Origin of the sequence: Pseudoxanthomonas sp., from assembly GCF_027498035.1 — a bacterium.
Lineage (GTDB): Bacteria > Pseudomonadota > Gammaproteobacteria > Xanthomonadales > Xanthomonadaceae > Pseudoxanthomonas_A.
In genome coordinates this window covers 34067-60316 of the sequence record NZ_CP114978.1, presented here as the reverse complement: position 1 = coordinate 60316, position 26250 = coordinate 34067, and the positions used below count along the sequence as shown (strand labels likewise).

At 66.4% G+C, this 26250-nt stretch carries 22 protein-coding genes, 2 tRNA genes and 1 riboswitch; of the genes, 10 read left to right on the top strand and 14 right to left on the bottom strand.

What is annotated here, in order from left to right:
* The first annotated feature begins 26 nt into the window (after positions 1–26).
* Together O8I58_RS00285 and O8I58_RS00280 are read left to right on the top strand one after the other, a co-directional pair.
* Positions 27–1034, top strand: coding sequence for an NAD-dependent epimerase (locus O8I58_RS00285; RefSeq protein WP_298319704.1), 1008 nt, complete (start codon positions 27–29; stop codon positions 1032–1034).
* 161 nt (positions 1035–1195) lie between these two features.
* Positions 1196–1272: transfer RNA gene (locus O8I58_RS00280), tRNA-Arg, on the top strand.
* 288 nt (positions 1273–1560) lie between these two features.
* On the opposite strand, the gene O8I58_RS00275 is transcribed toward O8I58_RS00280, so the two are convergent.
* The 7 genes from O8I58_RS00275 to O8I58_RS00245 all read right to left on the bottom strand — a co-directional run bounded on the left by O8I58_RS00275 (position 1561) and on the right by O8I58_RS00245 (position 7913).
* Positions 1561–1653 (bottom strand) — tRNA-Ser (locus O8I58_RS00275).
* A gap of 76 nt (positions 1654–1729) precedes the next feature.
* Positions 1730–1942, bottom strand: a complete 213-nt coding sequence (gene csrA / locus O8I58_RS00270) for a carbon storage regulator CsrA (RefSeq protein ID WP_298319703.1) — start codon at positions 1940–1942, stop codon at positions 1730–1732.
* A 143-nt stretch (positions 1943–2085) separates the two neighbouring features.
* On the bottom strand, positions 2086–4737 hold the full coding sequence (gene alaS / locus O8I58_RS00265; RefSeq protein WP_298319702.1) for an alanine--tRNA ligase: 2652 nt from the start codon (positions 4735–4737) through the stop codon (positions 2086–2088).
* A 115-nt stretch (positions 4738–4852) separates the two neighbouring features.
* A complete protein-coding gene (gene recX / locus O8I58_RS00260; RefSeq protein WP_298319700.1) occupies positions 4853–5347 on the bottom strand; it encodes a recombination regulator RecX in 495 nt (164 codons plus the stop codon).
* A 152-nt stretch (positions 5348–5499) separates the two neighbouring features.
* Positions 5500–6534, bottom strand: coding sequence for a recombinase RecA (recA, locus tag O8I58_RS00255; protein ID WP_298319698.1), 1035 nt, complete (start codon positions 6532–6534; stop codon positions 5500–5502).
* 185 nt (positions 6535–6719) lie between these two features.
* Positions 6720–7364 carry a transcriptional repressor LexA gene (gene lexA, locus O8I58_RS00250; protein WP_298319696.1) on the bottom strand — a complete coding sequence of 215 codons (645 nt, stop codon included), beginning with the start codon at positions 7362–7364 and terminating at the stop codon, positions 6720–6722.
* Between the two features lie 60 nt (positions 7365–7424).
* Entirely contained in the window at positions 7425–7913 is a 489-nt protein-coding gene (locus O8I58_RS00245) for a CinA family protein (protein WP_298319694.1), read from the bottom strand.
* Between the two features lie 168 nt (positions 7914–8081).
* On the opposite strand from O8I58_RS00245, the gene O8I58_RS00240 reads away from it, so the two are divergent.
* Together O8I58_RS00240 and mutS are read left to right on the top strand one after the other, a co-directional pair.
* On the top strand, positions 8082–10367 hold the full coding sequence (locus O8I58_RS00240) for a glycoside hydrolase family 3 N-terminal domain-containing protein (RefSeq protein WP_298319692.1): 2286 nt from the start codon (positions 8082–8084) through the stop codon (positions 10365–10367).
* Positions 10368–10488: 121 nt separating this feature from the next.
* A complete protein-coding gene (gene mutS, locus O8I58_RS00235; RefSeq protein ID WP_298319690.1) occupies positions 10489–13095 on the top strand; it encodes a DNA mismatch repair protein MutS in 2607 nt (868 codons plus the stop codon).
* A 124-nt stretch (positions 13096–13219) separates the two neighbouring features.
* Here the strand turns inward: mutS and O8I58_RS00230 are convergent, their stop codons facing one another.
* Both O8I58_RS00230 and O8I58_RS00225 read right to left on the bottom strand, forming a co-directional pair.
* Positions 13220–13867 carry a glutathione S-transferase family protein gene (locus O8I58_RS00230; RefSeq protein WP_298322594.1) on the bottom strand — a complete coding sequence of 216 codons (648 nt, stop codon included), beginning with the start codon at positions 13865–13867 and terminating at the stop codon, positions 13220–13222.
* A gap of 72 nt (positions 13868–13939) precedes the next feature.
* The gene (locus O8I58_RS00225) at positions 13940–14635 is read right to left on the bottom strand and encodes a helix-turn-helix transcriptional regulator (RefSeq protein ID WP_298319688.1); all 696 of its coding nucleotides are present in this window, start codon (positions 14633–14635) and stop codon (positions 13940–13942) included.
* 133 nt (positions 14636–14768) lie between these two features.
* On the opposite strand from O8I58_RS00225, the gene O8I58_RS00220 reads away from it, so the two are divergent.
* The 6 genes from O8I58_RS00220 (at position 14769) to O8I58_RS00195 (ending at position 23725) form a co-directional block, all read left to right on the top strand.
* Complete coding sequence (locus tag O8I58_RS00220; RefSeq protein WP_298319686.1) at positions 14769–15413, top strand: DUF937 domain-containing protein; 645 nt, start codon at positions 14769–14771, stop codon at positions 15411–15413.
* Positions 15414–15744: 331 nt separating this feature from the next.
* Entirely contained in the window at positions 15745–17979 is a 2235-nt protein-coding gene (gene katG, locus O8I58_RS00215) for a catalase/peroxidase HPI (RefSeq protein ID WP_298319684.1), read from the top strand.
* A gap of 83 nt (positions 17980–18062) precedes the next feature.
* On the top strand, positions 18063–19199 hold the full coding sequence (locus O8I58_RS00210; protein WP_298319682.1) for a phosphotransferase enzyme family protein: 1137 nt from the start codon (positions 18063–18065) through the stop codon (positions 19197–19199).
* A 43-nt stretch (positions 19200–19242) separates the two neighbouring features.
* Positions 19243–19338, top strand: a riboswitch (TPP riboswitch).
* 77 nt (positions 19339–19415) lie between these two features.
* Positions 19416–21602, top strand: a complete 2187-nt coding sequence (locus tag O8I58_RS00205; RefSeq protein WP_298319680.1) for a TonB-dependent siderophore receptor — start codon at positions 19416–19418, stop codon at positions 21600–21602.
* Entirely contained in the window at positions 21599–22180 is a 582-nt protein-coding gene (gene pnuC / locus O8I58_RS00200; protein WP_298319678.1) for a nicotinamide riboside transporter PnuC, read from the top strand. The genes O8I58_RS00205 and pnuC overlap by 4 nt, the downstream gene beginning before the upstream one ends.
* A gap of 63 nt (positions 22181–22243) precedes the next feature.
* On the top strand, positions 22244–23725 hold the full coding sequence (locus O8I58_RS00195) for an MATE family efflux transporter (protein WP_298319676.1): 1482 nt from the start codon (positions 22244–22246) through the stop codon (positions 23723–23725).
* Between the two features lie 25 nt (positions 23726–23750).
* Here O8I58_RS00195 and O8I58_RS00190 read toward each other — a convergent pair whose 3' ends face one another.
* The 5 genes from O8I58_RS00190 to trmD all read right to left on the bottom strand — a co-directional run bounded on the left by O8I58_RS00190 (position 23751) and on the right by trmD (position 26210).
* Positions 23751–24155 (bottom strand): Hsp15 family ribosome-associated heat shock protein, encoded by a 405-nt coding sequence (locus O8I58_RS00190; RefSeq protein WP_298319674.1) that lies wholly within the window; start codon positions 24153–24155, stop codon positions 23751–23753.
* Positions 24148–24405 carry a hypothetical protein gene (locus O8I58_RS00185; protein WP_298319672.1) on the bottom strand — a complete coding sequence of 86 codons (258 nt, stop codon included), beginning with the start codon at positions 24403–24405 and terminating at the stop codon, positions 24148–24150. The genes O8I58_RS00190 and O8I58_RS00185 overlap by 8 nt, the downstream gene beginning before the upstream one ends.
* 52 nt (positions 24406–24457) lie before the next feature.
* Complete coding sequence (locus O8I58_RS00180; RefSeq protein ID WP_298319670.1) at positions 24458–24742, bottom strand: hypothetical protein; 285 nt, start codon at positions 24740–24742, stop codon at positions 24458–24460.
* A 134-nt stretch (positions 24743–24876) separates the two neighbouring features.
* A complete protein-coding gene (rplS, locus tag O8I58_RS00175; RefSeq protein WP_298319668.1) occupies positions 24877–25287 on the bottom strand; it encodes a 50S ribosomal protein L19 in 411 nt (136 codons plus the stop codon).
* Between the two features lie 155 nt (positions 25288–25442).
* A complete protein-coding gene (gene trmD / locus O8I58_RS00170) occupies positions 25443–26210 on the bottom strand; it encodes a tRNA (guanosine(37)-N1)-methyltransferase TrmD (RefSeq protein ID WP_298323226.1) in 768 nt (255 codons plus the stop codon).
* Between the last annotated feature and the right edge of the window lie 40 nt (positions 26211–26250).

Sequence of the window (26250 nt, the reverse complement as noted above, 5' to 3'; positions counted from 1 at the left end):
ACCAATTAATTGCAAGAGAACACACCATGAAGATCCTTGTCACCGGCGCCGCCGGCTTCATTGGCTCACGACTGAGCGAGCGCCTGCTGGAACGCGGCGACATCGTCCTGGGCTACGACAACGTCAACGACTACTACGATCCTTCACTGAAGGAAGCGCGCCTGCAGCGCCTGGAAGGCCAACCCGGCTTCTCGCTGATACGGGCCGGCTTGGAAGACCGCGCCGCGCTTGAGGCGGCATTCGACGGCTTCGCGCCACAGCGCGTGGTCAACCTGGCTGCGCAGGCCGGCGTGCGCTACTCGCTGCAGAATCCGCATGCCTACGTGGAAAGCAACCTCGTCGGCTTTATGAATCTGCTGGAAGCCTGCCGCCATCGCGGCGTCGAGCATCTGGTCTATGCCTCTTCGAGCTCGGTCTATGGCGGCAACCGCAAACTACCCTTCGCCGTGGAAGACAGCGTCGACCACCCACTGAGCCTGTATGCGGCCAGCAAGAAGGCCAACGAACTGATGGCCCATACCTACAGCCACCTGTATCGCCTGCCGACCACGGGCCTGCGCTTTTTCACCGTGTATGGCCCGTGGGGACGACCGGACATGGCGCTGTTCCAGTTCACCCAGCGCATCCTGGCCGGCGAACCGATCGATTTGTTCAACAACGGCCAGCACACGCGCGACTTCACCTACATCGACGACATCGTCGAAGGCGTGATCCGCACGCTCGATCATGTGCCCGGCCCCGACCCACTTTACGATCCGCTGGTACCCAACCCGGCTACGTCCGATGCGCCCTACCGCGTCTACAACATCGGCAACAACGCACCGGTGCAGTTGCTGGACTACATCGAAGTACTGGAAGACGCACTCGGAAAGAAAGCGCAGCGTCGCCTGCTGCCGCTGCAACCAGGCGATGTGCCCGATACCTTCGCCGATGTCAGCGCCCTGCAGCGCGACGTGGGCTACGCGCCTTCCACGCCGATCCAGACCGGCATCGCGCGCTTCGTCACCTGGTACCGCGACTACTACAAGGTTTGAAGCGGCAGGCTTCGCAGCGGACGCATGATGACGCGGCTGCAACCAGTCCTCGCTTCCGCCAGCAGCGCGTTGAATCAACCGGGAAAACAGCGCTACAAAAAAAATTCACAAAAGGTGTTGACGCGAAACCTCTTCATCACCATAATTTCGCTCCTCGCAAGGCGCCCGTAGCTCAGCTGGATAGAGTACCTGGCTACGAACCAGGCGGTCGGGAGTTCGAATCTCTCCGGGCGCACCATGCGATAAACACGAAGAAGCCAGCATTCATTGCTGGCTTTTTTGTTGCCTGCGTTTTCAACATCACCTCTCAATGCCGCAGGCGAGAGCCACCCATCTGCGATCGGCACGACAGGCACATGAAAGCACCGCACCCACGTCGCACGAATCGAAGCACCCTCACTCTCTAGAAGTCATCGCGCGCAGGCCGAACGCCAACCCGGCGCGCCTCCACCAGGGCGCACGCAACGCCGACTGATATTCGTTCGCGCAGACGCAAAAAACCCGCCGAAAAGGCGGGTTTTTGCTTTGGCGGAGTGGGAGGGATTCGAACCCTCGATAGAGCTTTTGACCCTATACTCCCTTAGCAGGGGAGCCCCTTCAGCCGCTCGGGCACCACTCCAATCAACACTGCTCCGTAGTGCTACGCAGCAGCCAGCAAGGATACCGGCTGAATGCGTCCACGGCAAATAAAATCGTCAGTTCGAAGAACTGCTTTCCACATGCTCGGCCGCAGAGCCGGCTTCTTCACCGCGCTGGATACGCTGGTAGATCTCTTCGCGGTGGACCGCGACATCCTTGGGCGCCGTGATGCCGATGCGCACCTGGTTGCCTTTCACGCCGAGGACGGTGACTGAGACCGAATCTCCGATCATCAGGGTTTCGCCGACACGGCGGGTCAAAATCAGCATTTCATTTCTCCGTAATCCGGCTAGCGTAAAGCCGGCAGAAGCGTTTGGCACCCGTCATTGCCAGAACACTTCCAGATAGGTTCATAGACGTGAAACATGGTAGCGACCGGCCATGCCAGGCCGCAAGGGATCGGCGGGCTATTTCAGGCAACAAGTCGTTGCGCAACCCACGCCGCGATCCCCTCGAGCGCCAAAGCAAGGGCGGGCCCGTCCTCACCACCACCCTGGGCGAGATCCGGGCGACCGCCGCCCTTGCCCCCGATCTGACTGGCGACATGACCCAACAGTTCCCCGGCCTTGACCCGACCCATTGCGCTCCCGTTCACGCCTGAAACCAGCGCAGCCTTGCCGGCATCGGTACCGGCCAGCACGATCACCGAATCACCCAGCTGCTGCTTCAGGCGATCGACGGCATCGCGCAGCGCCTTGGCATCGAAGCCCTCCAGACGCACCGCAAGCACCTTGACGCCGGCCACATCCACCGCCTGACCGGCGAGGTCGGCCGTGGCGCCAGAGGCCGCCTTGGCCTTGAGGCTTTCCAGTTCGCGCTCCAGCTTTTTCTGGCGATCGGTGAGCTGGCGGATCTTCTCGACCACTTCGGCGGCGCTACCGCCCAGCAGGCCCGCCGCTTCGTGCAGGCGCTGCTCTTCGGTGCCCACGTAGTCCAGCGCACCTTGACCGGTTACGGCCTCGATGCGGCGGACGCCGGAAGACACGCCGCTCTCGCTGACGATCTTGAACAAGCCGATGTCACCGGTGCGCTGCACATGGGTGCCGCCACACAGTTCGGTCGAGGTATCGCCCATGCGCAGCACGCGTACGTTCTCGCCGTACTTTTCACCGAACAGCGCCATCGCACCGAAATCCAGCGCCTCCTGCATGGCCATGTGATGGATCTCGACCCCGTGGTTGCGCCGGACTTCCGCATTGACCCGACGCTCGATCTCGGCCAGTTCCTCCGGCGAGACCGGCTGGAAGTGCGAGAAGTCGAAGCGCAACCGATCCGGCGCCACCAATGAGCCCTTCTGCTGGACATGCGTGCCCAGCAGCGAACGCAGGGCCGCGTGCAACAGATGGGTGGCCGAGTGGTTGAGGATCGTCGCGCCGCGGCGCTGGCCGTCTACATCGGCCGACAGCACATCGCCGACCGCCAGTGCGCCTTCGGCGAGCTGGCCAACGTGGCCATGGAACTGGCCGGCAAGCTTCACGGTATCGCTGACCTCGAACACGCTGGCGGTGCCACGCAACGTGCCGGTGTCACCAACCTGCCCGCCCGATTCGGCGTAGAACGGCGTGCGATCCAGCAAGACCACGCCCTGCTCGCCCGCTTCCAGGCGCTGGACCGGACGACCGTCGCGCAACAGCGCGACCACGGCCAGGCTTTCGGCCTGCAGGCTGTCGTAGCCCAGGAACCCGGTCGGCTTGAGCTGGGCCACCAGATCGGCCGGCAAGCCGGCGCCGGAGGCGAACTTGCCAGCGGCACGTGCGGTCTGGCGCTGCTGCTCCATGGCCGCATCGAAGCCGGCCATGTCCACGTCCATGCCGCGCTCGCGGGCGATATCCGCGGTCAGGTCGACCGGGAAACCGTAGGTGTCGTACAGGCGGAACGCATCCACGCCTGGAATCGTCGTGCCCTCGGCACGCGCGGCGACGTCTTCGAAGATGCGCATGCCGGCATCGAGGGTTTCGGCGAAGCGCTCTTCCTCGGCCTTCAGCGCGCGCTCGACCAGATCCAGCTTGGCCGGCAGTTCCGGATACGCATCGCCCATCAGCGCCGACAGCGTCGGCACCAGTTGGGAGAAGAACGGCTGGCGCACGCCCAGCATCCAGCCATGGCGCAGGGCGCGGCGGATGATCCGGCGCAGCACATAGCCGCGGCCTTCATTGGAGGGCAGCACGCCATCGACGATCAGGAACGAGCAGGCGCGGATATGGTCGGCGATCACCCGCAACGACTTGTTTTCCAGGTCGGCCGTGCCGGTCAGGCGCCCGACCTCCTTGATCAAGGCCTGGAACAGGTCGATTTCATAATTGCTGTGCACGTGCTGCAGCACCGCGACCAGGCGCTCCATGCCCATGCCCGTATCTACGCATGGCGCCGGCAAAGGCACCAGCGAGCCATCAGGCTGGCGGTCGAACTGCATGAACACCAGGTTCCAGATCTCGATGAAGCGATCGCCGTCCTCGTCGGGCGAGCCCGGGGGACCACCGGCGATTTCAGGACCGTGGTCGTAGAAAATCTCGGTGCACGGGCCGCAGGGACCGGTGTCGGCCATCTGCCAGAAGTTGTCCGACGCGTACGGAGCGCCCTTGTTGTCGCCGATCCGCACGATCCGCTCGGACGGAATCCCGATCATGTCGTGCCACAGCGCGTAGGCCTCGTCATCGGTGTGGTAGACGGTGACCAGCAGGCGCTCGGCCGGCAGCTTCCAGACCTCGGTCAGCAGCTCCCACGCCCAGGCAATGGCTTCCTTCTTGAAGTAGTCGCCAAAGGACCAGTTGCCCAGCATCTCGAAGAAGGTGTGGTGACGGGCGGTATAGCCGACCGCATCCAGGTCGTTGTGCTTGCCGCCGGCCCGCAGGCAGCGTTGCACGTCGGCCGCGCGCACGTAGCTGCGCTTTTCCGCGCCCAGGAAAGTGTCCTTGAACTGGACCATGCCCGAGTTGGTGAACAGCAGGGTCGGGTCGTTGCCCGGTACCAGCGGCGCCGAGGGCACGATGGTGTGACCCTTGCTGCTGAAGAAATCGAGGAAGTCCTGGCGGACCTGGTTGCTGCTGAAAGTCGAGGCGGTCATGTGGGAGCTTGCGTTGGGCGAGCGGCTGGCAAAACGGGCCGCGATCCCCCTTACATGCGGATGCAGCCCGTCACGGACAACCTTGAGCCGCAAAGGGTAACAAACCCGGGCCTGCTCAGTCCTCCGGCAGCCCGCGCAGGACCGCGCGAATGGCGTCCCCGTCGAAGCCGCGGCGCATCAGCAGGTCGGCCGCCTTGCGCTGGGCCGCCAACTCCACCAGCCGATCGGGGCCGAAACGGCGCACGACCAGATCGCGGGCCAACTCGCGCCAGTCGCCCTCGAACGTGGCCAGCGCCGCGGTCACCTGGGCCGCGGACAGGCCATGGGTTTCCAGTTCGACCTGGATGTAGCGTGGGCCGTAACCCGACCCCACCCGGCTGCGGACCAGCATTTCGGCGAAGCGTACGTCGTCCTGCCAACCCTCGCCGGCCAGACGCTCGACTGCGGCAGAAGCCGCATCGGCCTCGATGCCGCGGGCGGTCAGCTTGCGGGTCAGCTCCTTGCGCGAGTGTTCACGCCGGACCAGCAACGAGAGCGCCCGCTGGACCGGGGTTGGCTCGGGACGGCGGCGGCGCCTGGTCTCCGGCGCCTGGTCTTCAGGGGTTTCCACCAGCGTTCTCCCAACCGCCGGGAGCCTGACCGGCTTCCGGAAATAAAAACGGGAGGCAGCACCTGCCCCGGCGCCACCTCCCGACACTCATCGCTCCCCGCAGGCCGGCCCCGCCACTGACAGCAGCACCGACCTGCGCGGAACGGATGAACTCAGTCGTCATCGCCTTCGTCGTTCTCGCGACCGGCGACTTCGGCGGGCTGGAACTTCTCGCGCAGCTCGGCTTCCAACTTGGCAGCCACGGCCGGGTTCTCGCGCAGGTAGGTACGGGAGTTGTCCTTGCCCTGGCCAATGCGCTCGGTGCCGTAGCTGTACCAGGCGCCCGCCTTGTCGACCAGCTTGGCTTCCACGCCCATGTCGATCAGCTCGCCCTCGCGGCTGATGCCTTCGCCGTACAGGATCTCGGTGACGACCTGCTTGAACGGGGGCGCCATCTTGTTCTTGACGACCTTGATGCGGGTCTGGTTGCCGATGATCTCGTCGCCCTTCTTGATCGCGCCGATGCGGCGGATATCCAGGCGGACCGAGGCGTAGAACTTCAGCGCGTTGCCGCCGGTGGTCACTTCCGGGCTCTGGCCCGGCATCATCACGCCGATCTTCATGCGCAGCTGGTTGATGAAGATCACCAGGGTGTTGGAGCGCTTGATGTTGCCGGTCAGCTTGCGCAGCGCCTGGCTCATCAGGCGGGCCTGCAGGCCGGGCAGCTGGTCGCCCATTTCGCCTTCGATTTCAGCCTTCGGGGTCAGCGCGGCAACCGAGTCGATGACCACGATGTCCACCGAGTTCGAACGCACCAGCATGTCGGCGATTTCCAAGGCCTGCTCGCCGGTATCCGGCTGTGACAGCAGCAGGTCGTCGACGTTGACGCCCAGCTTGGCGGCATAGACCGGGTCCAATGCGTGCTCGGCGTCGATGAAGGCCGCGGTGCCGCCCAGCTTCTGGCACTGCGCGATGGCCTGCAGGGTCAGGGTGGTCTTGCCCGAGGATTCCGGCCCGTAGATCTCGACCACGCGGCCCTTGGGCAGGCCGCCGATGCCCAGCGCGATGTCCAGCATCAGCGAACCGGTCGGCACGACTTCGGTCGCTTCGATCACGCGGTCACCCATGCGCATCACCGAGCCCTTGCCGAACTGGCGCTCGATCTGGGTCAGGGCGGCGGCCAGGGCGCGCTTCTTGTTCTCGTCCATTTTCGGTGTCCTCAAAGGGGTGATGTTCTAAGTAGTGAAGAGTTGTTGGAAAGCAATCTAGCGGTGGGGGATCGCACAGGCTGAGACCGCGCCGACCACACCCAGAAATTAGTCAGACCGGTAAAACGGAACCAGCGGGTAAAGCCACGGCGGGGTGTCGGAAAACTCTGGAGCCGCAGCGGATTTCATCGATTCGGCCGCACCAGGCCGCAGTACAGCCCTTCGATGGCGAAGTCCTGCCCCGGGCGCACATCGATCGGCGAATAGTCAGGGTTGCGTGGCAACAGCCGGATCGAATCGCGGCCGATCTTCAGCAGCTTGACCGTGATTTCCTCATCGATCCGTGCCACCACGATCTGGCCGCTGCGCGCGTCGCGGGTGCGATGCACGCCGATCAGGTCGCCGTCGAAGATGCCCTCGTCACGCATCGAATCGCCCTTCACCTTCAGCAGGTAATCCGGCGAAGGCGAGAAGAACACCCGATCCAGCACCACGTAGTCGTGGTGGTCGGCATCGGCACCGATCGGCGCGCCGGCCGCGACCCGACCCAGCACCGGCAGGCGCAGCGCGGATTCGTCATTGGCGGCGACGAAACTGATCGAGGCCTGCGCCGGCTGCGGTGCATGCAGGATGCGGATGCCGCGCGCCCGGCCCGGGATGCGTTCGATGGCGCCCGCGGCTTCCAGCGCTTCCAAGTGGTATTGCGCGGCCCGCACGCCCTTGAACCCCAGCGCGCGAGCGATCTCGGTCTGCGACGGCGGCATGCCTTCGGCTTCGAGCCGTTCGGCGATCATGGCCAGGATGGCCTGCTGGGTGTCGGTGAGTTGCATGGTTAGTAGTATTACTACTAACGAAGTGAGTGCGCAAGCATTTGCCGCAAAGACACCTGCTCAGCCGTCGATCAGGCCCTGCAACGCGGCCGCCACGGTCTGCCGGCGCACCGCATCGCGGTCGCCGTCGAAGTGGAAGACCTCGGCGCGGGCGTAGCCGCCGCGGCGTTTCCAGCCGACCCAGACCGTGCCGACCGGTTTATCCGCGCTGCCACCGCCCGGCCCGGCGATGCCGGTCACGGCCACCGCCACGCTGGCGCCGGAGTTGACCAGCGCGCCGGAGACCATCTCGATCACCGTCTCGCGGCTGACCGCGCCAAAGGTTTCCAGGGTCTGCGGGCGCACACCCAGCAGCGCCTGCTTGGCCTCGTAGCTGTAGGCGGCCATGCCGCAGTCAAACCAGTCCGACGAGCCGGCGATGTCGGTCATCGCCTTGGCGATCCAGCCACCGGTACAGCTTTCGGCGGTGACCAGCCTGTCACGCTGGGCGTTGAGCTGCTGGCCGACGGAAATGGCCAGCTGTTCGAGATCGGCATCGGTGGGGGACATCGGTTCGCACATGCGGTGGGGGCCGGACCAGTATCCCAGATCGCTGCGGCCGCCCTGCCCGGGGCTCTTCTTGCAGTGCGGCGTGCGCCCTGCGTGTAATCGTTTACATTCCTCCCTCGATGCCGCCTGCTGGCGGCCCAACAACAGGCGATCGGAAGGGGATCGGGAATGAAGACACGCGGCATCACACGGCGACAGCTCCTGGTCGCAACCGGCGCAGCCACCCTGCTCTCGCAGGTCCCGATGGGCCTGGCGTTGGGCCGGAGCAAGGCCAAGGCACCGGCCTTCATCGAAGACCTGATCGACCGGATGACCCTGCAGGAGAAAGCCGGTCAGCTGACCCTGTTCGGCGCAGCCATGCAGAACGGCGCGGCCGCCGCAGCCAATCCGATCACCTCCACCGGCGCGGTGTCCGCGCAGATCGCCGCCGCCAAGGCCGGCCAGCTCACCGGCGTGTTCAACAGCTCGAACGTGCTTTATCACGAGCGCCTGCAGAAGGCCGCCATGCAGGGCCGGCTGAAGATCCCGATGCTGTTCGCCGCCGATGTAATCCATGGCTTCACCACCGTGTTCCCGGTGCCACTGGGCGAATCGGCCAGTTTCGAACCGGACCTGGCCCGGCGCACCGCGCGCGCCGCGGCGCTGGAAGCCTCGGCGGTCGGCATCGACTGGACTTTCGCGCCAATGGTGGACATCGCCCGCGACGCCCGCTGGGGCCGCGGCGTGGAAGGCAGTGGCGAAGACGTGCTGCTGGGCAAGCGCATGGCCGACGCGCGCGTGCGCGGCTTCCAGGGCGACAGGGGCCTGGCCGATCCGGAAGCCGTGGTCGCCTGTCCCAAGCATTTCTGCGCGTATGGCGCGGCCGAAGGTGGCCTGGACTACAACACCACCGACGTATCCGAGCGCGTGCTGCGGCAGACCTATTTCCCGCCGTTCCAGTCCGGGTTCGACGCCGGCGCGATGACCACGATGGCCTCGTTCAACGAGATCTCCGGGATTCCCGCCACGGCCAACAAGTGGCTGCTGGACGACGTGCTGCGCGGCGAATGGGATTTCCGCGGCGTGGTGGTATCCGACTACACCGGCGACGAGGAACTGATCGCGCACGGTTTCGCCCGCGACGGCCGCGATGCCACGCGCCTGGCGATCCTGGCCGGCGTGGACATGAGCATGCAGAGCGGCCTGTACTTCAAACACCTGCCCGAACTGGTGGAAAGCGGCGACGTACCGATGGCCGTGATCGATGCCTCGGTGCGCCGGGTGCTGCAGCTCAAGGCGCAGCTGGGGCTGTTCGACGACCCGTTCCGCCGGATCAAGCCCCACGCGCCCTCGCGCCAGCGCCTGCCCGAAACCCTGGCGCTTGCACGCGAAGCCGCCAGCAAGTCCGTGGTGCTGCTGAAGAACGACGGCGACGTGCTGCCGCTGCGCACCAGCGGCCAGCGTATCGCCCTGATCGGCCCGCTGGCGCAGGACTGGGACAGCACCAAGGGGCCGTGGACGCTGTTCAACGGTGACGATTCGGCCAGCGACCTGGCCACCGGCATGAAGCAGGCCATGGCCGATGCCGCGCAGCTGACCGTGACGGCCGGTTGCGGCTACGCCGGACCATTGCCCGGTGGCGTGCAGGCTGCGGCCCAGGCAGCGAACGCGGCCGACGTGGTGGTCATGGCCATCGGCGAATCGCGCGACGATTCGGGCGAGGCACGTTCGCGCACCTCCATTACCGTGCCCAGGGTCCAGCAGGCGCTGCTGGAAGCCGTCGCCGCCACCGGCAAGCCGGTCGTGGTGGTGCTCAGCAACGGCCGCGCGCTGGCACTGGGCGACCTGGTGCCACAGGCCAAGGCCGTGCTGGTCGCGTGGTACCTGGGCTCGAGTTCCGGGCTGGGCCTGGCCGATGTGCTGTTCGGCAAGACCGGCCCGTCCGGGCGCCTGCCGGTGAGCTTCCCGCGCGAATCGGGCCAGGCACCCTATTACTACGACCACAAGATCACCGGCCGCCCCGATCCGCATCCGGAAAAGCTCACCGCGTTCAAGACCCGCTACATGACCTCGCCCAATTCAGCGTTGTTTCCGTTCGGCCACGGCCTGACCTACGGCCAGGTCGAATACGGCGCGCTGGACATCGGTGATGCCCGCCTGGCCGCCGACGGCGCGCTGACCATCCGCGCCACCGTCCACAACCGTGGCAGCCGCGCGGCCGAGGAAGTCGTGCAGCTCTACATCCACGACCGCGTCGCCAGCATCACCCGCCCGAAGCAGGAGTTGAAGGACTTCAAAAAGGTCGCGCTGGAACCCGGCGCCAGCGCCGACGTCACCTTCAGCCTGCGCCGCGAAGACCTGCTGTTCATCGGCCAGGACCTCAAGCCGACGGTTGAAGCCGGCGTGTTCGACCTGTGGGTCGCCCCCTCGGCCGAAGTCGACGGCCTGCACGCGACCTTCGAACTGCTGGCCTGACCTGCCCGGCGCGCAGCTGCCGCCGCGCCACCCGCCGCATTGACATCAACGCCGGCCCGCTCACCCGGGCCGGCCGCGCGGCACCGCTTACAATCTGCGGTCGCCCCAACCTGCCCCACCGATGTCCAAGTCCGCGTCGTCCGAACACACCCCTTTCATGAAGCAGTTCTTCGCAGCCAAGTCCGAGTACCCGGATCTGCTGCTGTTCTTCCGCATGGGGGATTTCTACGAACTGTTCTATGACGACGCGCGCAAGGCCGCGCGCCTGCTCGACATCACCCTGACCCAGCGTGGCAGCTCCAGCGGCGCCCCGATCCCGATGGCCGGGGTCCCGGTGCATGCCTACGAAGGCTATCTGGCGCGGCTGGTAGCGCTGGGCGAATCGGTCGCCATCTGCGAGCAGATCGGCGATCCCGCCACCTCCAAGGGCCTGGTCGAACGCAAGGTGGTGCGCATCGTCACGCCCGGCACGGTCACCGACGAGGCGCTGCTCAACGAGCGCCGCGACACGCTGCTGATGGCGGTGTCGCGCGGCAAGAGCGGCTACGGCCTGGCCTGGGCCGACCTGGCCGGCGGCCGTTTCCTGGTCAATGAAGTCGATTCGGAAGACGCACTGGAAGCCGAACTCGCGCGCCTGGAGCCGGCCGAACTGCTGGTCCCTGACGAAGAAGGCTGGCCGGCGTTCCTGGCCACGCGCACCGGCGCACGCCGCCGCGCGCCGTGGTTGTTCGATGCCGACAGCGGCCGTCGCCAGCTGCTGCAGTTCTTCAAGCTGCACGATCTCACCGGCTTCGGCATCGAAGACAAACCGCAGGCCATCGCCGCTGCCGGCGCGCTGCTGGGCTACGTGGAAGAAACCCAGAAATCGCAGCTGCCGCACCTGAGCGCAATCGCGCTGGAGCCGTCGGGCGAAGCGATCTCGATGAACGCGGCCACGCGCCGTCATCTGGAACTCGATACCCGCGTGGACGGCGACACCCGCCACACGCTGCTCGGCATCCTGGACAGCACGGTCACGCCGATGGGCGGGCGCCTGCTGCGCCGTTGGCTGCATCGCCCGTTGCGCGACCGCGCCGTGTTGAACCAGCGCCACCATGCGGTCGCCACGTTGATCGAACGCGGCACCGATGCAAACTTGCGCGATGCCTTCCGCGCGTTCGGCGATGTCGAACGCATCCTCACCCGCGTCGCCCTGCGCTCGGCACGGCCGCGCGACATGTCCACGCTGCGCAACAGCCTGGCGCTGCTGCCGCGCCTGCGCGAACTGCTGGGCCCGCTGGATTCGCCGCGCCTGGCCGCGCTGGCCGCGTCGATGGGCGAACACGACGCCACCGCGCACCTGCTCATCACCGCCGTGGCCGAACAGCCACCGCTCAAGCTCACCGATGGTGGCGTGCTGGCCAGCGGCTTCGATGCCGAACTGGACGAACTGCGCCAGCTGTCCACCAACGCCGACCAGTTCCTGATCGACCTGGAAACGCGCGAGCGCGCGTCCAGCGGCATTGCGACCTTGAAGGTCGGCTACAACCGCGTCCACGGCTATTACATCGAGATCAGCAAGGGCCAGTCGGACAAGGCACCGGTGCACTACACGCGCCGCCAGACCCTGACCAACGCCGAGCGCTACATCACCGAAGAACTCAAGACCTTCGAAGACAAGGTGCTGTCCGCGCGCGAACGCGCCCTGTCGCGCGAGCGCGTGCTGTACGAAGCGCTGCTGGACGAACTCAACGCGGTGATCGAGCCACTCAAGCGCTGCGCGTTGGCCTTGAGCGAACTGGATGTGCTGTGCGCCTTCGCCGAACGCGCCCAGCAGTTGGACTGGACCCAGCCCGAGCTGTCCGACGCACCCTGCCTGCTGATCGAGCGCGGCCGCCATCCGGTGGTCGAAGCGGTGCGCAAGGAACCCTTCGAACCCAACGACCTGCGCCTGGACGGGAGCGATACCTCGGCTGCGCGCCGGATGCTGGTCATCACCGGCCCGAACATGGGTGGTAAATCGACCTACATGCGCCAGAACGCGTTGATCGTGTTGCTGGCGCATATCGGCAGCTTCGTGCCGGCCTCACGTGCGCAGATCGGCCCGATCGACCGCATCCTGACCCGCATCGGCGCAGGTGATGACCTGGCCAAGGGCCAGTCCACCTTCATGGTGGAAATGGCCGAGACCAGCTACATCCTGCATCACGCCACTGCGCAATCGCTGGTGCTGATGGACGAGATCGGCCGTGGCACCTCGACCTACGATGGCCTGGCCCTGGCCGATGCGGTCGCGCGCCATCTGGCTGCGGTCAACCGCTGCTACACGTTGTTCGCCACGCATTATTTCGAGCTGACCTCGCTCGCCGGCGAGACCGTGGAAGGTGGCCCGAGCGGGATTGCCAACGTGCACCTGGATGCGGTCGAACACGGCGACGCGCTGGTGTTCATGCATGCGGTGAAGGACGGCGCAGCCGATCGCAGCTTCGGCCTGCAGGTCGCCGCCCTGGCCGGCCTGCCGCGCACCACGCTGTCGCAGGCGCGCCGTCGCCTGGCCGAACTGGAGCAGCGCGGCGGCGACACCCAGGCGTCGAAGATGGCACCCGCCGCGCTGGATGCGCCACAGCAGTTCGGCCTGTTCGCCGCTGCACCATCGGCGGCGCAGCAGGCGCTGGTTGCGCTCGACCCGGATGACCTGACGCCGAAGCAGGCGCTCGAAGCGTTGTATCGGCTCAAGGCGCTGCTGTAACAGCACGTGGTGGGAGCAACCGTCTCCTCAAATCTCGCCACAACCTCCTTGTAGAGCGGAGCTTGGGCGACGACGGGATTTCACTTGGAGCGCCCCATCGTTGCCAAGGCGATTCCTACAAGCATTACGCAGCCGCGGCCGCTGGCATGTTCGGATTCGAATGCTGCGGCACCAGCGCGTTGTCGATCTCCATCGCCCGCAACGCGGCCGGGCGCGACATGTGCGCCTGGGCAAACGCGACGAAGGCCGGGCGCGGCGCCAACGCACCGATGCGCATGTAGTAACCCAGGCATGCGGCTACGTACAGGTCGACTGCGGTGAAGCGTTCGCCCGCCAGATAAGTGCGGCCTTCCACCGCCTGTTCCAGCGTGCGCAGCAGGTCGTCCTCGCTGCCGTAGCCGGCGGTGGATGGCTTGCCGAGCGCACCGGCGTCCTTGGCCGTGAGCAGCGCTTCGACCGGGCCGGCCATGAAGAACAGCCAGCGGAAATACGCGGCGCGCTCGGGTGAATCCTCCGGCGGCGCCAACCGGCGCTCGGGCACCAGTTCGGCCAGGTAGGCGCAGATGGCGGCGTTCTCGGTCACGACCGCATCGCCGTGGCGCAGCGCCGGGACCTTGCCCATCGGATTGATCGCCAGGTAGTCGGGCGACTTCATGCCGGTGCCGTAGTCGACGATCCTTGCTTCGTAGGGCAGGCCGGTCTCTTCGATCATCCAGCGTGCGACGCGGCCACGCGACATCGGATGGGTGTAAAGGATCAGGGCTTCGGTCAGGTTTTCGGTCATGGCATCGGCTTCCGTGGTGGATGTGCTGCCAGTATCGGCCTGCCCTGCTGACAGCTTCTGTCAGGAGTCGTTGCCGTGGCCAGTGGCCGCTTGCCAGCGCTTGATCAGCAGGTGCCGGCGCGAGGGATAGCGCTCGCCGGTATCGACCAGCGCACACACGCGATCGGCGCGAAAATGCCGGAAATCCCGGCGCAGCTCACACCACGCCGCCAATATCCCCAGCCCCTCCATGAATGCCATCGCGAACGGCCAGATCAGCCGCTGGGTCGGGTGGCCGGCGCCATCGGCGTAATCCATGCGCAACACGTGCTCCAGGCGGATGCCATGGCGCAGCACCGGTAGCCATGGCGCATCCGGCAGCGGCTGGCGCGGTTGCGGCACCAGCAGTCCGCTGGTTTCAATCGACAGGCGTGTCGTCGTCGGCAGCGTCGCACCGATACGCGCCATCGCGCGCTCGGCAGCCTGTGCAAGTGCCAGATCAGGCTGGCGCGTGACCCAGCGCGCGCCCAGCGCCAGGGCTTCCAGTTCGTCCTCGCTGAAATTGAGCGGCGGCAGCAAAAAGCCCGGCCGCAACACGTAGCCCACGCCCGGATCTCCCAGGATGTCGGCGCCCTGCGTGCGCAGCGTGGCGATGTCGCGGTACAGCGTGCGCAGGCTGACACCGAGCTCCTCGGCAAGACGTGCACCGGCCACCGGACGACGCCGGCCACCCAGGGCTTCGAGCAACTGCAACAAACGTGTGGCGCGTTGAGACATCGCGACAGGATAGAAGGGTCCAGCCGTCATCGGCCACTCGCCGACCCGCGTCAGGGCACTTCGCGCATTGACCCTCGTGCAATGCACTTTCCGGTAGATTCCGGATTCCTCCGAACCCCAAGGAATCGCCCGCATGAACGAGTCACTCTCCGGCATGGCCGGCGCCCTGTTCCAGCAACTGCAGGGCGCTCCGGTGCAGCAGATGTCCGCGCAGCTGGGCACCGATCCCCAGCAGACCCAGTCGGCGATCGGTGCGGCGCTGCCGCTGCTGCTCGGCGCGCTGGGCCGCAACACCCAGCAACCCAATGGCGCCGAAGCACTGCTCGGTGCACTGCAGCGCGATCACGCGTCATCCGCATCCGGCAACGGCTTCGACCTTGGTGGCCTGCTCGGTTCGGTGCTGGGCGGCGGATCACAGGCGACGACCCCGCAAACCGATGGGGCCGGCATCCTGGGCCATGTGTTCGGCAACAGTGCGCCCACCGCGGCCGCAGGCCTGGGCCAGGCCACCGGCCTGGGCGGCGACAAGGCCGGCCAGCTGCTGCAGATGCTCGCGCCCATCGTGCTGTCGTTCCTGGCGCAGCGCTTCCTTGGCGGCGGCGATAACGCCAATCCAGCTCAGCTGGGGCAGGCGCTGGGACAGGAACATGCGCAGGCGCAGCAGTCCGGCGGCATTGCCGGTGGCCTGCTCGGCAAGGTCCTCGACCAGGACGGCGATGGCGACCTGGATGTCGGCGACCTGATGAAACTGGGCGGCAGCCTGTTCGGCAAGCACTGACCTGCGCTGATAGCCAGTCGCTATCAAAACCGGTGCATTTTTCGATTTTCCTTTGTCATCGGCCTTGCCTAAGGTGAGGGCTCACCCGCCACAGCGAGCCCGCCCATGAGCAAGCAGCGCGAACCTCTTCCGGCAGCGGCCGGCAACGTCCTGGCAACCCGCGTCGGCATTCCCGACCGCTGATGCGGGTGAAGTGCATTGCATGCCCGTCCATCCACGGCCGGGCATGTCGCATTCGTTCTAGAAGCCTGCGCTTTCCAACCCCCACACTCGCGCCCGCCCTCCTGCAGGACGGGCAGCCACCCAGTGCTTACGACAAAGGTAGCGACCGATGAACACCGAAGCCAAGTGCCCCTTCAACCACAACGCCGGCGGCGGCACCACCAACACCGACTGGTGGCCAAAGCAGCTGCGGGTGGACCTGCTCAACCAGCATTCGTCCAAGTCCGATCCACTGGGCAAGAGCTTCAACTACGCCGAGGAATTCAAGAAGCTCGATTACGACGCGTTGAAAGCCGACCTGCGTGCATTGATGACCGATTCGCAACCCTGGTGGCCAGCGGACTTCGGCCATTACGGCCCGCAGTTCATCCGCATGGCCTGGCACAGCGCGGGCACCTACCGCACCGCCGACGGGCGCGGCGGCGGTAGCCGCGGGCAGCAGCGTTTCGCGCCACTCAACAGCTGGCCGGACAACGTCAACATCGACAAGTCGCGCCGCCTGCTGTGGCCGATCAAGCAGAAGTACGGGCAGAAGATCTCCTGGGCCGACCTGCTGATCCTGACCGGCAACGTCGCGCTGGAATCGATGGGCTTCAAGACCTTCGGTTTTGCCGGCGGCCGCGAGGACACCTGGGAACCAGACCAGGACGTGTACTGGGGTAACGAAACCACCTGGCTTGGCGGCGACGTGCGCTATGCCCATGGTTCGGAAGGCGTGGTCAAGCCGGGTGACGCAGCGGTGCTGTCGGCCGACGACAACGCCGATGGCGACGTCCATTCGCGCACCCTGGAAAACCCGCTGGCCGCCGTGCAGATGGGCCTGATCTACGTCAACCCGGAAGGTCCGGACGGCAACCCCGATCCGCTGAAAGCGGCTTACGACATCCGCGATACGTTCGCCCGCATGGCCATGAACGACGAAGAGAGCGTCGCCCTGATTGCCGGTGGCCACAGCTTCGGCAAGACCCACGGCGCAGGCCCGGCCGACAACGTGGGCGCGGAACCCGAAGCGGCCGACCTGGACCAGCAGGGCCTGGGCTGGAAGAGCGGCTTCGGCAGCGGCAGCGGCAGCGATGCGATCACCAGCGGCCTGGAAGTCACCTGGACCAAGACCCCGGCCCAGTGGAGCCATGACTTCTTCGAACACCTGTTCGGCTTCGAATGGGAGCTGGTCAAGAGCCCAGCCGGCGCGCACCAGTGGCAGGCCAAGGGCGCCGATGCGGTGATCCCGGACCCGCACGGCAACGGCAAGCGCCTGCCGACCATGCTCACCACCGACCTGTCGCTGCGCTTCGATCCGGCCTACGAAAAAATCTCCCGCCGGTTCCTGGAAAACCCCGACCAATTGGCCGATGCCTTCGCCCGCGCGTGGTTCAAGCTGACCCACCGCGACATGGGGCCACGCGCGCGCTACCTGGGCCCGGAAGTGCCGGCCGAAGTGCTGATCTGGCAGGACCCGATTCCGGCGGTCGAACACGCGCTGATCGACGCTGCCGATATCGCCGCGCTCAAGCAGAAGATCGCCGCGGCCGGTTTGTCGGTCAGCCAGTTGGTGTCCACCGCATGGGCATCAGCTTCGACCTTCCGCGGATCGGACAAGCGCGGCGGTGCCAACGGCGCGCGCATCCGCCTGGCGCCGCAGAAGGACTGGGCCGTCAACGAGCCGGCCAAGCTGGCCAAGGTGCTGTCCGCGCTGGAAAGCATCCAGAAGGACTTCAACACCGGAGGCAAGCAGGTCTCGCTGGCCGACCTGATCGTGCTGGCCGGCGCGGTCGGTGTCGAGCAGGCGGCCAAGGCCGCGGGCCAGGTGGTCACCGTGCCGTTCACGCCGGGCCGCGCCGATGCCTCGCAGGAACAGACCGATGTCGAATCGGTCGGTGTGCTGGAACCGGTCGCCGATGGCTTCCGCAACTACCTCAAGGGCCACTTCAGCGTGCCGGCCGAGGCACTGCTGATCGACAAGGCGCAGCTGCTCACCCTGACCGCGCCGGAGATGACCGTGCTGGTCGGCGGCCTGCGCGTGCTGGGCGCGAACGTGGACGAAGCCAAGCATGGCGTGTTCACCGACCGGCCCGGCGCGTTGACCAACGACTTCTTCGTCAACCTGCTGGACATGGGCACCGAGTGGAAGCCGGCGTCGCGCACCACCTTTGCCGGCAGCAGCCGCAACGGCGGCGCGGCCAGGTGGACCGGCACGCGCGTGGACCTGGTATTCGGTTCCAACGCGATCCTGCGGTCGGTGGCCGAGGTCTACGCCAGCAGCGATGCGCAGGGCAAGTTCATGCAGGACTTCGTCGCGGCCTGGGCCAAGGTGATGGAGCTGGATCGCTTCGACCTGAAGTAAGCGATCCTGCAGGCAGCACGACAACGGCGCCCCAGTGGCGCCGTTGTCGCACAATACGCGCCCATGTCGCCGCGCACTTCGCCATGACCGAATCCAGCCACCGCGTGCACGGCGTCGGCCCCGATGAAGTGGCCGCCGACTGGCCACCGCTGCGCGAGGATGAGATCAGCCAACTGCTGTCCGGCTATCGGCAATGGTCCGGCGACTGGCAGCTGGCCTGGCATAGCCCGCGCCCGCTGTCGGCAGCCGCACTGGTCGACACCGCGCAAGGCCGCATCTTCATCAAGCGACACCACCACAGCGTGCGCACACCCGCACAGCTGGAAGAAGAGCATCGCTTTATTGCGCACCTGGCCCGCAACGGGTTGCCGGTCGCCGAGGTCTTCGCCGACCGCCATGGCCGCACGGCGGCCGCACTGGGCGCGTGGACCTATGAAATCCACGGCGCTGGCGAAGGCGAAGATCTGTATCGCGAAACGCCCTCCTGGACGCCGCTCACCGCCTTGGATCAGGCCCGCGAAGCCGGGGCGATGCTGGCGCGGTTACACGTTGCCGCTGCGGGCCACCATGCGCCCCAGCGCAGCACGCACCTGCTGGTCGCCCGTGATGACCTGATCCGCGCCGACGATCCCATCGCCGCACTGCAAGCCCAGCTCGCCGGGCGTCCCGGCCTGGCCGAAGACCTGGATCGACGCGACTGGATCGAAGACTTCCAACGCATGCTGCTGCCCTTGCATGCAGGCCTGGCCGAACGCCTGCGCGGCGAGCCTCGGCTGTGGGCACACAACGACTGGCATGTCTCGAACTTGCTGTGGCAACCGCGCGGCGAGGCCATGGGCATCAGCACCGTGCTGGACTTCGGCCTGGCCTCGCCGACCAGCGCCTTGTTCGACCTGGCCACAGCCATCGAACGCAATGCGGTCGCCTGGCTTGCGCTGGAAGACGGCATGGGCGCGGTCCACATCGACACCGCCCTGGCGCTCCTGGAAGGCTATCGCGATGTGCTGCCGCTGGCGCCCGCACGCGTGCACCTGCTGGCCGACCTGCTGCCGCTGGTGCACGTGGATTTCGCGTTGTCGGAAGTCGAGTATTTCCAGTCCATCACCCGCTCCCCGGCCAACGCGGACGTGGCCTACGACACCTTCCTGCTGGGCCATGCGCGCTGGTTCTCCAGCGCACCCGGCCAGGCCTTGCTGCAGGCGCTGCACGCAGTAGCCTGAAAAGGCGGGGTGTGCAAATCCTGGCGAAATGGTGTCAAATGCCGGCCTGAAGCGGGGGTGCCTGGCGTTGCCAGGCTGAGAGAGTCCCTTGGAACCTGATCCGGTTTGTACCGGCGTAGGGAGCTTTGAGCAGCACCCCCGATGTCGCCTATCGAAGGCGAAGTGGCGGTGCGCCGTCGCTTCGTCCTTGAGCCATTGCCTTGGTGACGAATCGACATGAACCGCTCCCGCTCCACCCTGTTGCTGACCTCCCTGTTGTGCACTGCCCTGCCGCTCCACGCGCAGCAGGCCGATGACGATGCACAGGCGGCCAAGTCTTCGGCCACCGACCTGGCCGCGGTGCGCGTCCAGGGCCAGGCCGACACGCGCCAGACCGCACCGAACAGCCAGCTGGGCAGCTTCGGCCCCGGCAGCTGGAAGGACACCCCGGCCTCGGTCAACGTGCTGGATCGCACGTTGCTGGACAACCGCCAGCCGCGGTCCCTGAGCGAAGTGGCCTACAACGATGCCTCGCTGGGCGACAGCTATGCAGCGGTGGGCTATTACCAGAACGTGGCCATCCGCGGCTTTCCACTGGACCTGGCCACCGGCTACCGCCTCAACGACCTGACCATCGCCGGTGAACAGCGGTTGGCACTGGAGAACATCCAGCAGGTGGAAATCCTCAAGGGCGAAGCCGGCCTGACCGCCGGCATCATGGCGCCCGGCGGCATCATCAACTACGTCACCAAGCGCCCGATGCGCGTGCAGGAACTCACCGTCGGCACCGATTCGCACGGCTCGCGCTACACCGCGCTGGATGTCGGCCGCTGGCTGACCCCGACCTTCGGCCTGCGCCTCAACACGGCCTGGGAGGACACCCACTCCTACATCGAACACGCCGATGGCCGACGCAATTTCTACGCGCTGGCGGCGGACTGGCTGATCAGCGACAAGGCCAAGCTGGAGCTGGATGGCAGCTACCAGACCAGCGCGCAGAACTCGGTCTCCGGCTACCAGCTGCTGGGTGGCGACACGGTGCCCAGCAACGCCAGTCGCACCGTGATGCTTGGCTACCAGCCGTGGCAGCAGCCTGTGGCGATCCAGTCGACCAACCTGACCGCGCGCTACAGCTATCGCTTCAACGACACCTGGCAGGGCAGCGTGGCGCTGGGCCACAGCCGCAGCGTGATCGATGACAACGTGGCCTTCGCCTACGGTTGCTCCTACGCCGCGCAATGCGCCGATGGCAGCTCGCCGGGCAACTACTTCGCGCCCAACGGCGACTACGACATCTACGACTACCGCAGCCCGGACGACACGCGTGTCAACGATGAACTGCGCGCGCAGCTGCAGGGCAGCTTCGACACCGGCGCATTGACCCACCAGCTGACCGTTGGCGTGGATGGCTACCGCCGCACGGTCGACCGGCGCAAGGATGTCTACGACTACGTCGGCACCGCCAACATCTACGATGCGCAGGTGCCGGTGTTCGCGCCGTCGAGCAACGAGCCCGGCGCCTCGGCGCGTCGCCTGGACGACAGGCAGCGCGCGGTGTTCGCACTGGACCGCATCAGCTTTGGCAACGGCGGGCAGTGGCTGGCGGGTGGGCGTTTCGTGCACCTGGAAGAGATCGCCAATGACAGCGACGGGGTGCGCGAACGCAAGACCCAGCTGAGCAAGTTCCTGCCACAGACCGCACTGCTGTGGCAGGTGAACGACCAGCTCAATGCATACGTGAGTTACAGCAAGGGCCTGTCGCTGGGGCAGGAGGCGCCGTACTGGACCTCGAATGCCGATAGCTTCCTGCCGCCGTTGCTGTCGCGCCAGACCGAGGTCGGGGTGAAGTTCGCGCCGACCGCCTCGCTCAACCTGGGTGTCGCCCTGTTCCACATCGCGCAGCCGTTCCAGTACGCGATGCCCGACGACAGCGACGCCGGCTACACCTTCGTCCAGCAGGGCAGGCAGGTGCACACCGGCCTGGAGCTGACCGCCAACGGCAAGTTGGGCGAACACCTGCAGCTCACCGCCAGCGCCAGCGTACTGCGCGCGCGCGCCGAAGATACAGGCACGCCTGCCTACGAAGGCCATCAGCTGATCAACATCCCCAAGGCGCGCGCCAGCGTGCAGGCCGATTACCAGCTGCCGTTCGCACCGGCCTGGACGGTCAGCGGTGGCTGGCGCTACGCCGCGCCCAACGTCGCCACGGCCGATGGCCGCACGCGCGTACCGGCGTACAGCGTGTTCGATGCCGGCGTGCGTGTGCGCAGCGACGTGCGTGGCCACGCACTGACCTGGCGGCTATCGGTGGACAACGTGTTCAACCACTTCTACTGGCGCGACACCGGCAGCAGCGGCGGTGACTATTACCTGTTCCCCGGTGCGCCGCGCATGGCCCGCCTGTCGGTGACCTACGCGCTATGAATGCCGAAACCCTGGAATGGATCGCCGCCATCGTCAGCGTCGCTGCCGTCTGGCTGACCGCGCGCCGGCACCTGCTGGGCTGGCCGATCGGGCTGGTTTCAGTCGCGCTGTATGCGAGCGTGTTCGTCGAGGCCAAGCTGTACTCGGACGTCCTGCTACAGGGCGCGTTCGCCGGTTTCATCCTGTACGGCTGGTGGCGCTGGAAATCCCACCTGGGCCAGGATGGCCTGGTTGAAGTCGCACCGCTGGCGCGCGGCGCGATGCTGCGTGACCTGTCGGTCGGCGTGGTACTTGCGATCACGCTCGGCACGGCAATGCACAGCTGGACCGATGCCGCCCTGCCCTGGCTGGATGCGGCGCTGACCGCTTTCAGCCTGGTCGCACAGTGGTGGCAGGGCCGGCGCCATGTCGCGGCGTGGTGGCTGTGGATCGTGGTCGATGTGATCTACACCGGCCTGTACGCGTACAAGTCGCTCGACGTCACGGCCGCGCTGTACCTGGGGTTCGTCGGCCTGGCAGCGATGGGCCTGCGCCAGTGGCGACGCGCCCTGCCCGCCACGCCATTGCCAACGGCGTGATCGTGACCTGACGGCGGCGTCATCCAGTGCTACGGTGCCGGCCTTTATTCCGTGGCCCTCCCGATGCCCGCACGCCCTACCCGTTCGCTCACTGAAGGTCCGATCGGCCGCAACCTGCTGCTGTTCTCGCTGCCGATCCTGGGCGGCAACATCGCCCAGTCGCTCAACGGCTCGGTCAACGCGATCTGGGTTGGCAGGTTCCTGGGCGAATCGTCATTGGCCGCCATCGCCAATGCCAACAACATCATGTTCTTCCTGCTGGGCTCGGTCTTCGGCATCGGCATGGCCGCCACCATCCTGATCGGCCAGGCGATCGGTGCCGGCAACATCGCCCAGGCCCGCAAGGTCATGGGCAGCAGCGCCAGCTTCTTCATCGGCTTGTCGATCGTGATTGCCAGCTGCGGCGTCTGGCTGGCCAGGCACCTGCTGGCCGCGATGGCGACACCTGCCGAACTGCTCCCCTTGGCCGAGGCATACCTGCGGGTGATCTTCCTGGCCATGCCGCTGATGTACGCCTTCACGTTCCTGTCGGCGGCGTTGCGTGGCGCAGGTGATTCAAAGACGCCGTTCCGCTTCCTGCTGGTATCGGTGGTGCTGGACATCGCCTTCAACCCATTGCTGATCTTCGGCATTGGCCCGTTCCCCAAGCTGGGCATCGCCGGCTCGGCCTGGGCCACCTTGCTTGCGCAGGGCATCGCGCTGCTTGGCCTGCTGTTCTACATGCGCCACAAGCGCCACGTCCTGTGGCTGGGGCGCAAGGACATGCGCCTGTTCGTCCCCGATCTCGCCGTGTTGCGCACCCTGATCACCAAAGGCGTACCAATGGGCCTGCAGATGGTGCTGGTGTCCATGGCGATGATCGCGATGATGACCCTGGTCAACCGCTTCGGCACCGATACCGTGGCCGCCTATGGTGCGGCGCTGCAGATCTGGAACTACGTGCAGATGCCCGCCATGGCAGTGGCCGCCGCTGCCTCGACGATGGCGGCCCAGAACGTGGGCGCAGGGCATTGGGACCGGGTCGATGCCACCGCGCGCACCGGCGTGCTGTTCAACTTCCTGATGACCGGCGCCTTGATCCTGCCACTGATCCTGCTGGACCGCTGGACGCTCTCGCTGTTTCTGGATTCGGCCAGCGCCGCCCACGAAATCGCACGCCACATCAACCACATCGCGATCTGGTCGTTCCTGTTCTTCGGGGTGATGTTCGTGCTGTCGGGCGTCGTGCGCTCCACCGGCGCGGTGATCCCGCCGATCATCATGCTGGTGATCGCGCTGTGGGGCATCCGCGTGCCGTTCGCCAACCTGCTGCAACCCACGCTGGGCGCCGACGCGGTGTGGTGGAGCTTCCCGGTCAGCTCGTTGTGCTCGATGTTGATGGCGATGGCGTATTACCGCTGGGGCGGCTGGCGCAAGGCGCGCATGGGCGCTGCCGATACGCGCGCGATCGCGGTGCCATCGGAAGTACCGGCAACGCCTCCGTCACCGGTGGCCGACCCCGCCGATCCGGACTGCAAACCGGACGATGCCCTGCAACGCGCCTGACCGGGCGCGCTTCAAACAACGCGCGTCAGAACGCGTCGATATCACCCAGCGCCTGGATCAGGCGGCGCGCACGCTTGTCTGGTTTGGTCTCCGGCGCGCGATAGCCGGTGCGTTCGGCCGCACGCGTGGCGCGCACTTCCGCGCGCCGCTGGCGCGAGGCTTCGCTTTCGCTGTACAGCGCCTGCGCCATCGGCGCCGGGCCACGCTGGTCGGACAAACCCAGCACCACCAGCTCAAAGCGCTCGTCGCCACGCTGCACCTGCAGGGCATCGCCCAGCCGCACCGTGCGCGCCGGCTTGGCCCGCTGGCCATCGACTTCCACCTTGCCCAGCGTCACCGCATCCTTGGCCAGCACGCGGGTCTTGAAGAAACGCGCCGCCCACAGCCAGACATCCAGGCGAACGGTTTGCGCGACAACGGGGTCAGTCATGTTTTCCTGAGAAATCGGGCTTGATGGTGTCCTGCCTGCCGCCGGACAGTTGCAGCGGTTCGTCCGGATGGCAGGGATCACGCACCATGGAACCAGCATTGGAGCGGGCCAGCGCCTCGGCTGAGGACGACGAAGCCACCTGGCATTCCGGGCGGTCCGCCGGGCGCACCTCTGCGTCATAGCGGCGGGTATCGCTGGCGCAGGCCGACAACATCAGGCCACAGGCCAGGGCAATCAAGGGCAGTTTCATCCTTCACTCCTTCAAGCGGGGGCGAGCGGCCATGGCCGCGCTGGTGACTCGACTAGGTGCCGGAACCGGTCCGGAACGTGACCTCGGCGTGCTGGTCGACCTCCTGCTGGCAGGCCCTGGACATCCGGGTATCCCGGATGCCCTGTTCCAACTCGGCGCCGTGCTTGCCATCACGCAACTGCTTGGGAAAGGGCGGCTGTTCGGCCGCATCGCGCGCCTGCTGCTGGCAGGCCAGCGAAACGTTGGACCCATCCAGGCCAGCAGAACTGGCGCAACCTCCAGCAGACAGCACCAGCAGGCCACACAGCATCTTCAACCCGATCCGCACCATCGACATCGCATCACCTCATCCGTTGAGCAGATCAGGCGCGCATCGCCAGCAATCACCTGACCCATGAAAACAAGAAACCCGGCACATGGCCGGGTTTCGAGCATAACGCAGCGCCGCTTGCGCGACGCCTGGCGTTGGACTTACTCCGCAGCGGCAGCAGCAGCCAGGCGGGCAGCCTTGGCCTGCGCAGCGGCAGCCAGGTCTTCCTTGATGCGGGCAGCCTTGCCCTGCAGACCACGCAGGTAGTACAGCTTGCCGGCGCGGACCTTGCCGCGACGCTTCACTTCGACCGAGTCGATGGTGGCGCTGTGGGTCTGGAAGACGCGCTCGACGCCGAAGCCGTGCGAGATCTTGCGGACGGTGAAAGCCGAGTTCAGGCCGGCGTTCTTCTTGCCGATGACCACGCCTTCGTATGCCTGCACGCGCTCGCGGTTACCTTCCTTCACCTTCACGTTGACGATGACGGTGTCGCCCTGGCTGAACTGCGGCAGCTCGCGGGTGATCTGGGCGGCTTCGAATTCCGCGATGATGGACTTGTTCAACTTGCTCATGGTGGCACCGATTATCTGTGTAGGTGGGCGTGTCGGAGATCGACAGCTGGCACTGATGCAGTCGCAGGATTACGCCGCACGTTCGTTCTTATGGGGTCCCCGCAGGCCGAGCCGGCCACGGGAACTGCGCATTATAGACAAATTCTCCGCCGTGGCTAGCGCTGACCGGCCGACCCGTCATCGGCCTGCTCAGCCCGGAACGCCTCCAGCAGCTTGCGGTCGGCCTTGGACAGGCTGGCCTCGTCCAGCAGGTCCGGCCGGCGCAGCCAGGTCCGGCCCAGCGATTGCTGCCTGCGCCAGCGCGCGATCGCCGCGTGGTTGCCCGAACGCAGCACGTCAGGCACCTCGCCCCAGGCATGGCTGGCCGGATGGGTGAAGTGCGGACAATCCAGCAGCCCGCCCTCGCCTTCGAAGCTGTCCTGGGCGGCCGAGTCGGCATCGTTGAGGGCGCCATCCTGCAGGCGCGTCACCGCGTCGATCAGCACTGCTGCTGCCAGTTCGCCACCTGACAGCACGTAGTCGCCGATGGAGATTTCCTCGTCGACTTCGTGCGCCAGGAAGCGCTCGTCGACGCCTTCATAGCGACCACACAGCAGGATCATGCGCGGCAGCGCGGCCAGCGCACGCACCCGCGCCTGGGTCAGCGGCCGCCCCTGTGGTGTGAGATAGACCACCGGCGCCGGTGCGACATCCGCCACGCGCGCCGCATCCAGGCAGGCCCGCAACGGCTCGATCAGCATGACCATGCCCGGCCCGCCGCCGAATGGGCGGTCGTCGACACGACGGTAGTTGCCGGTGGCGTAATCGCGCGGATTCCAGCCCTGCAGCTGCAGCAGTTCGCGTTCGCGCGCCCGCCCGACCACGCCAAAGCCGGTGCTCTGGTCGATGAATTCAGGAAACAGGCTGATGACGTCGATGCGCATGGACAGGCCGTAGGACGTGGTCGCAGGAGGAAACAACAAC

What these genes read in the sequence shown, in the direction of transcription:
- O8I58_RS00285 (WP_298319704.1), top strand. Translation starts at nt 27, where the DNA reads ATGAAGATCCTTGTCACCGGCGCCGCCGGCTTCATTGGCTCACGACTG.
- csrA (WP_298319703.1), bottom strand. Translation starts at nt 1,942, where the DNA reads ATGCTGATTTTGACCCGCCGTGTCGGCGAAACCCTGATGATCGGAGAT.
- alaS (WP_298319702.1), bottom strand. Translation starts at nt 4,737, where the DNA reads ATGACCGCCTCGACTTTCAGCAGCAACCAGGTCCGCCAGGACTTCCTC.
- recA (WP_298319698.1), bottom strand. Translation starts at nt 6,534, where the DNA reads ATGGACGAGAACAAGAAGCGCGCCCTGGCCGCCGCCCTGACCCAGATC.
- lexA (WP_298319696.1), bottom strand. Translation starts at nt 7,364, where the DNA reads ATGCAACTCACCGACACCCAGCAGGCCATCCTGGCCATGATCGCCGAA.
- O8I58_RS00245 (WP_298319694.1), bottom strand. Translation starts at nt 7,913, where the DNA reads ATGTCCCCCACCGATGCCGATCTCGAACAGCTGGCCATTTCCGTCGGC.
- O8I58_RS00240 (WP_298319692.1), top strand. Translation starts at nt 8,082, where the DNA reads ATGAAGACACGCGGCATCACACGGCGACAGCTCCTGGTCGCAACCGGC.
- mutS (WP_298319690.1), top strand. Translation starts at nt 10,489, where the DNA reads ATGTCCAAGTCCGCGTCGTCCGAACACACCCCTTTCATGAAGCAGTTC.
- O8I58_RS00225 (WP_298319688.1), bottom strand. Translation starts at nt 14,635, where the DNA reads ATGTCTCAACGCGCCACACGTTTGTTGCAGTTGCTCGAAGCCCTGGGT.
- O8I58_RS00220 (WP_298319686.1), top strand. Translation starts at nt 14,769, where the DNA reads ATGAACGAGTCACTCTCCGGCATGGCCGGCGCCCTGTTCCAGCAACTG.
- katG (WP_298319684.1), top strand. Translation starts at nt 15,745, where the DNA reads ATGAACACCGAAGCCAAGTGCCCCTTCAACCACAACGCCGGCGGCGGC.
- O8I58_RS00210 (WP_298319682.1), top strand. Translation starts at nt 18,063, where the DNA reads ATGACCGAATCCAGCCACCGCGTGCACGGCGTCGGCCCCGATGAAGTG.
- O8I58_RS00205 (WP_298319680.1), top strand. Translation starts at nt 19,416, where the DNA reads ATGAACCGCTCCCGCTCCACCCTGTTGCTGACCTCCCTGTTGTGCACT.
- pnuC (WP_298319678.1), top strand. Translation starts at nt 21,599, where the DNA reads ATGAATGCCGAAACCCTGGAATGGATCGCCGCCATCGTCAGCGTCGCT.
- O8I58_RS00195 (WP_298319676.1), top strand. Translation starts at nt 22,244, where the DNA reads ATGCCCGCACGCCCTACCCGTTCGCTCACTGAAGGTCCGATCGGCCGC.
- O8I58_RS00190 (WP_298319674.1), bottom strand. Translation starts at nt 24,155, where the DNA reads ATGACTGACCCCGTTGTCGCGCAAACCGTTCGCCTGGATGTCTGGCTG.
- O8I58_RS00185 (WP_298319672.1), bottom strand. Translation starts at nt 24,405, where the DNA reads ATGAAACTGCCCTTGATTGCCCTGGCCTGTGGCCTGATGTTGTCGGCC.
- O8I58_RS00180 (WP_298319670.1), bottom strand. Translation starts at nt 24,742, where the DNA reads ATGTCGATGGTGCGGATCGGGTTGAAGATGCTGTGTGGCCTGCTGGTG.
- rplS (WP_298319668.1), bottom strand. Translation starts at nt 25,287, where the DNA reads ATGAGCAAGTTGAACAAGTCCATCATCGCGGAATTCGAAGCCGCCCAG.
- trmD (WP_298323226.1), bottom strand. Translation starts at nt 26,210, where the DNA reads ATGCGCATCGACGTCATCAGCCTGTTTCCTGAATTCATCGACCAGAGC.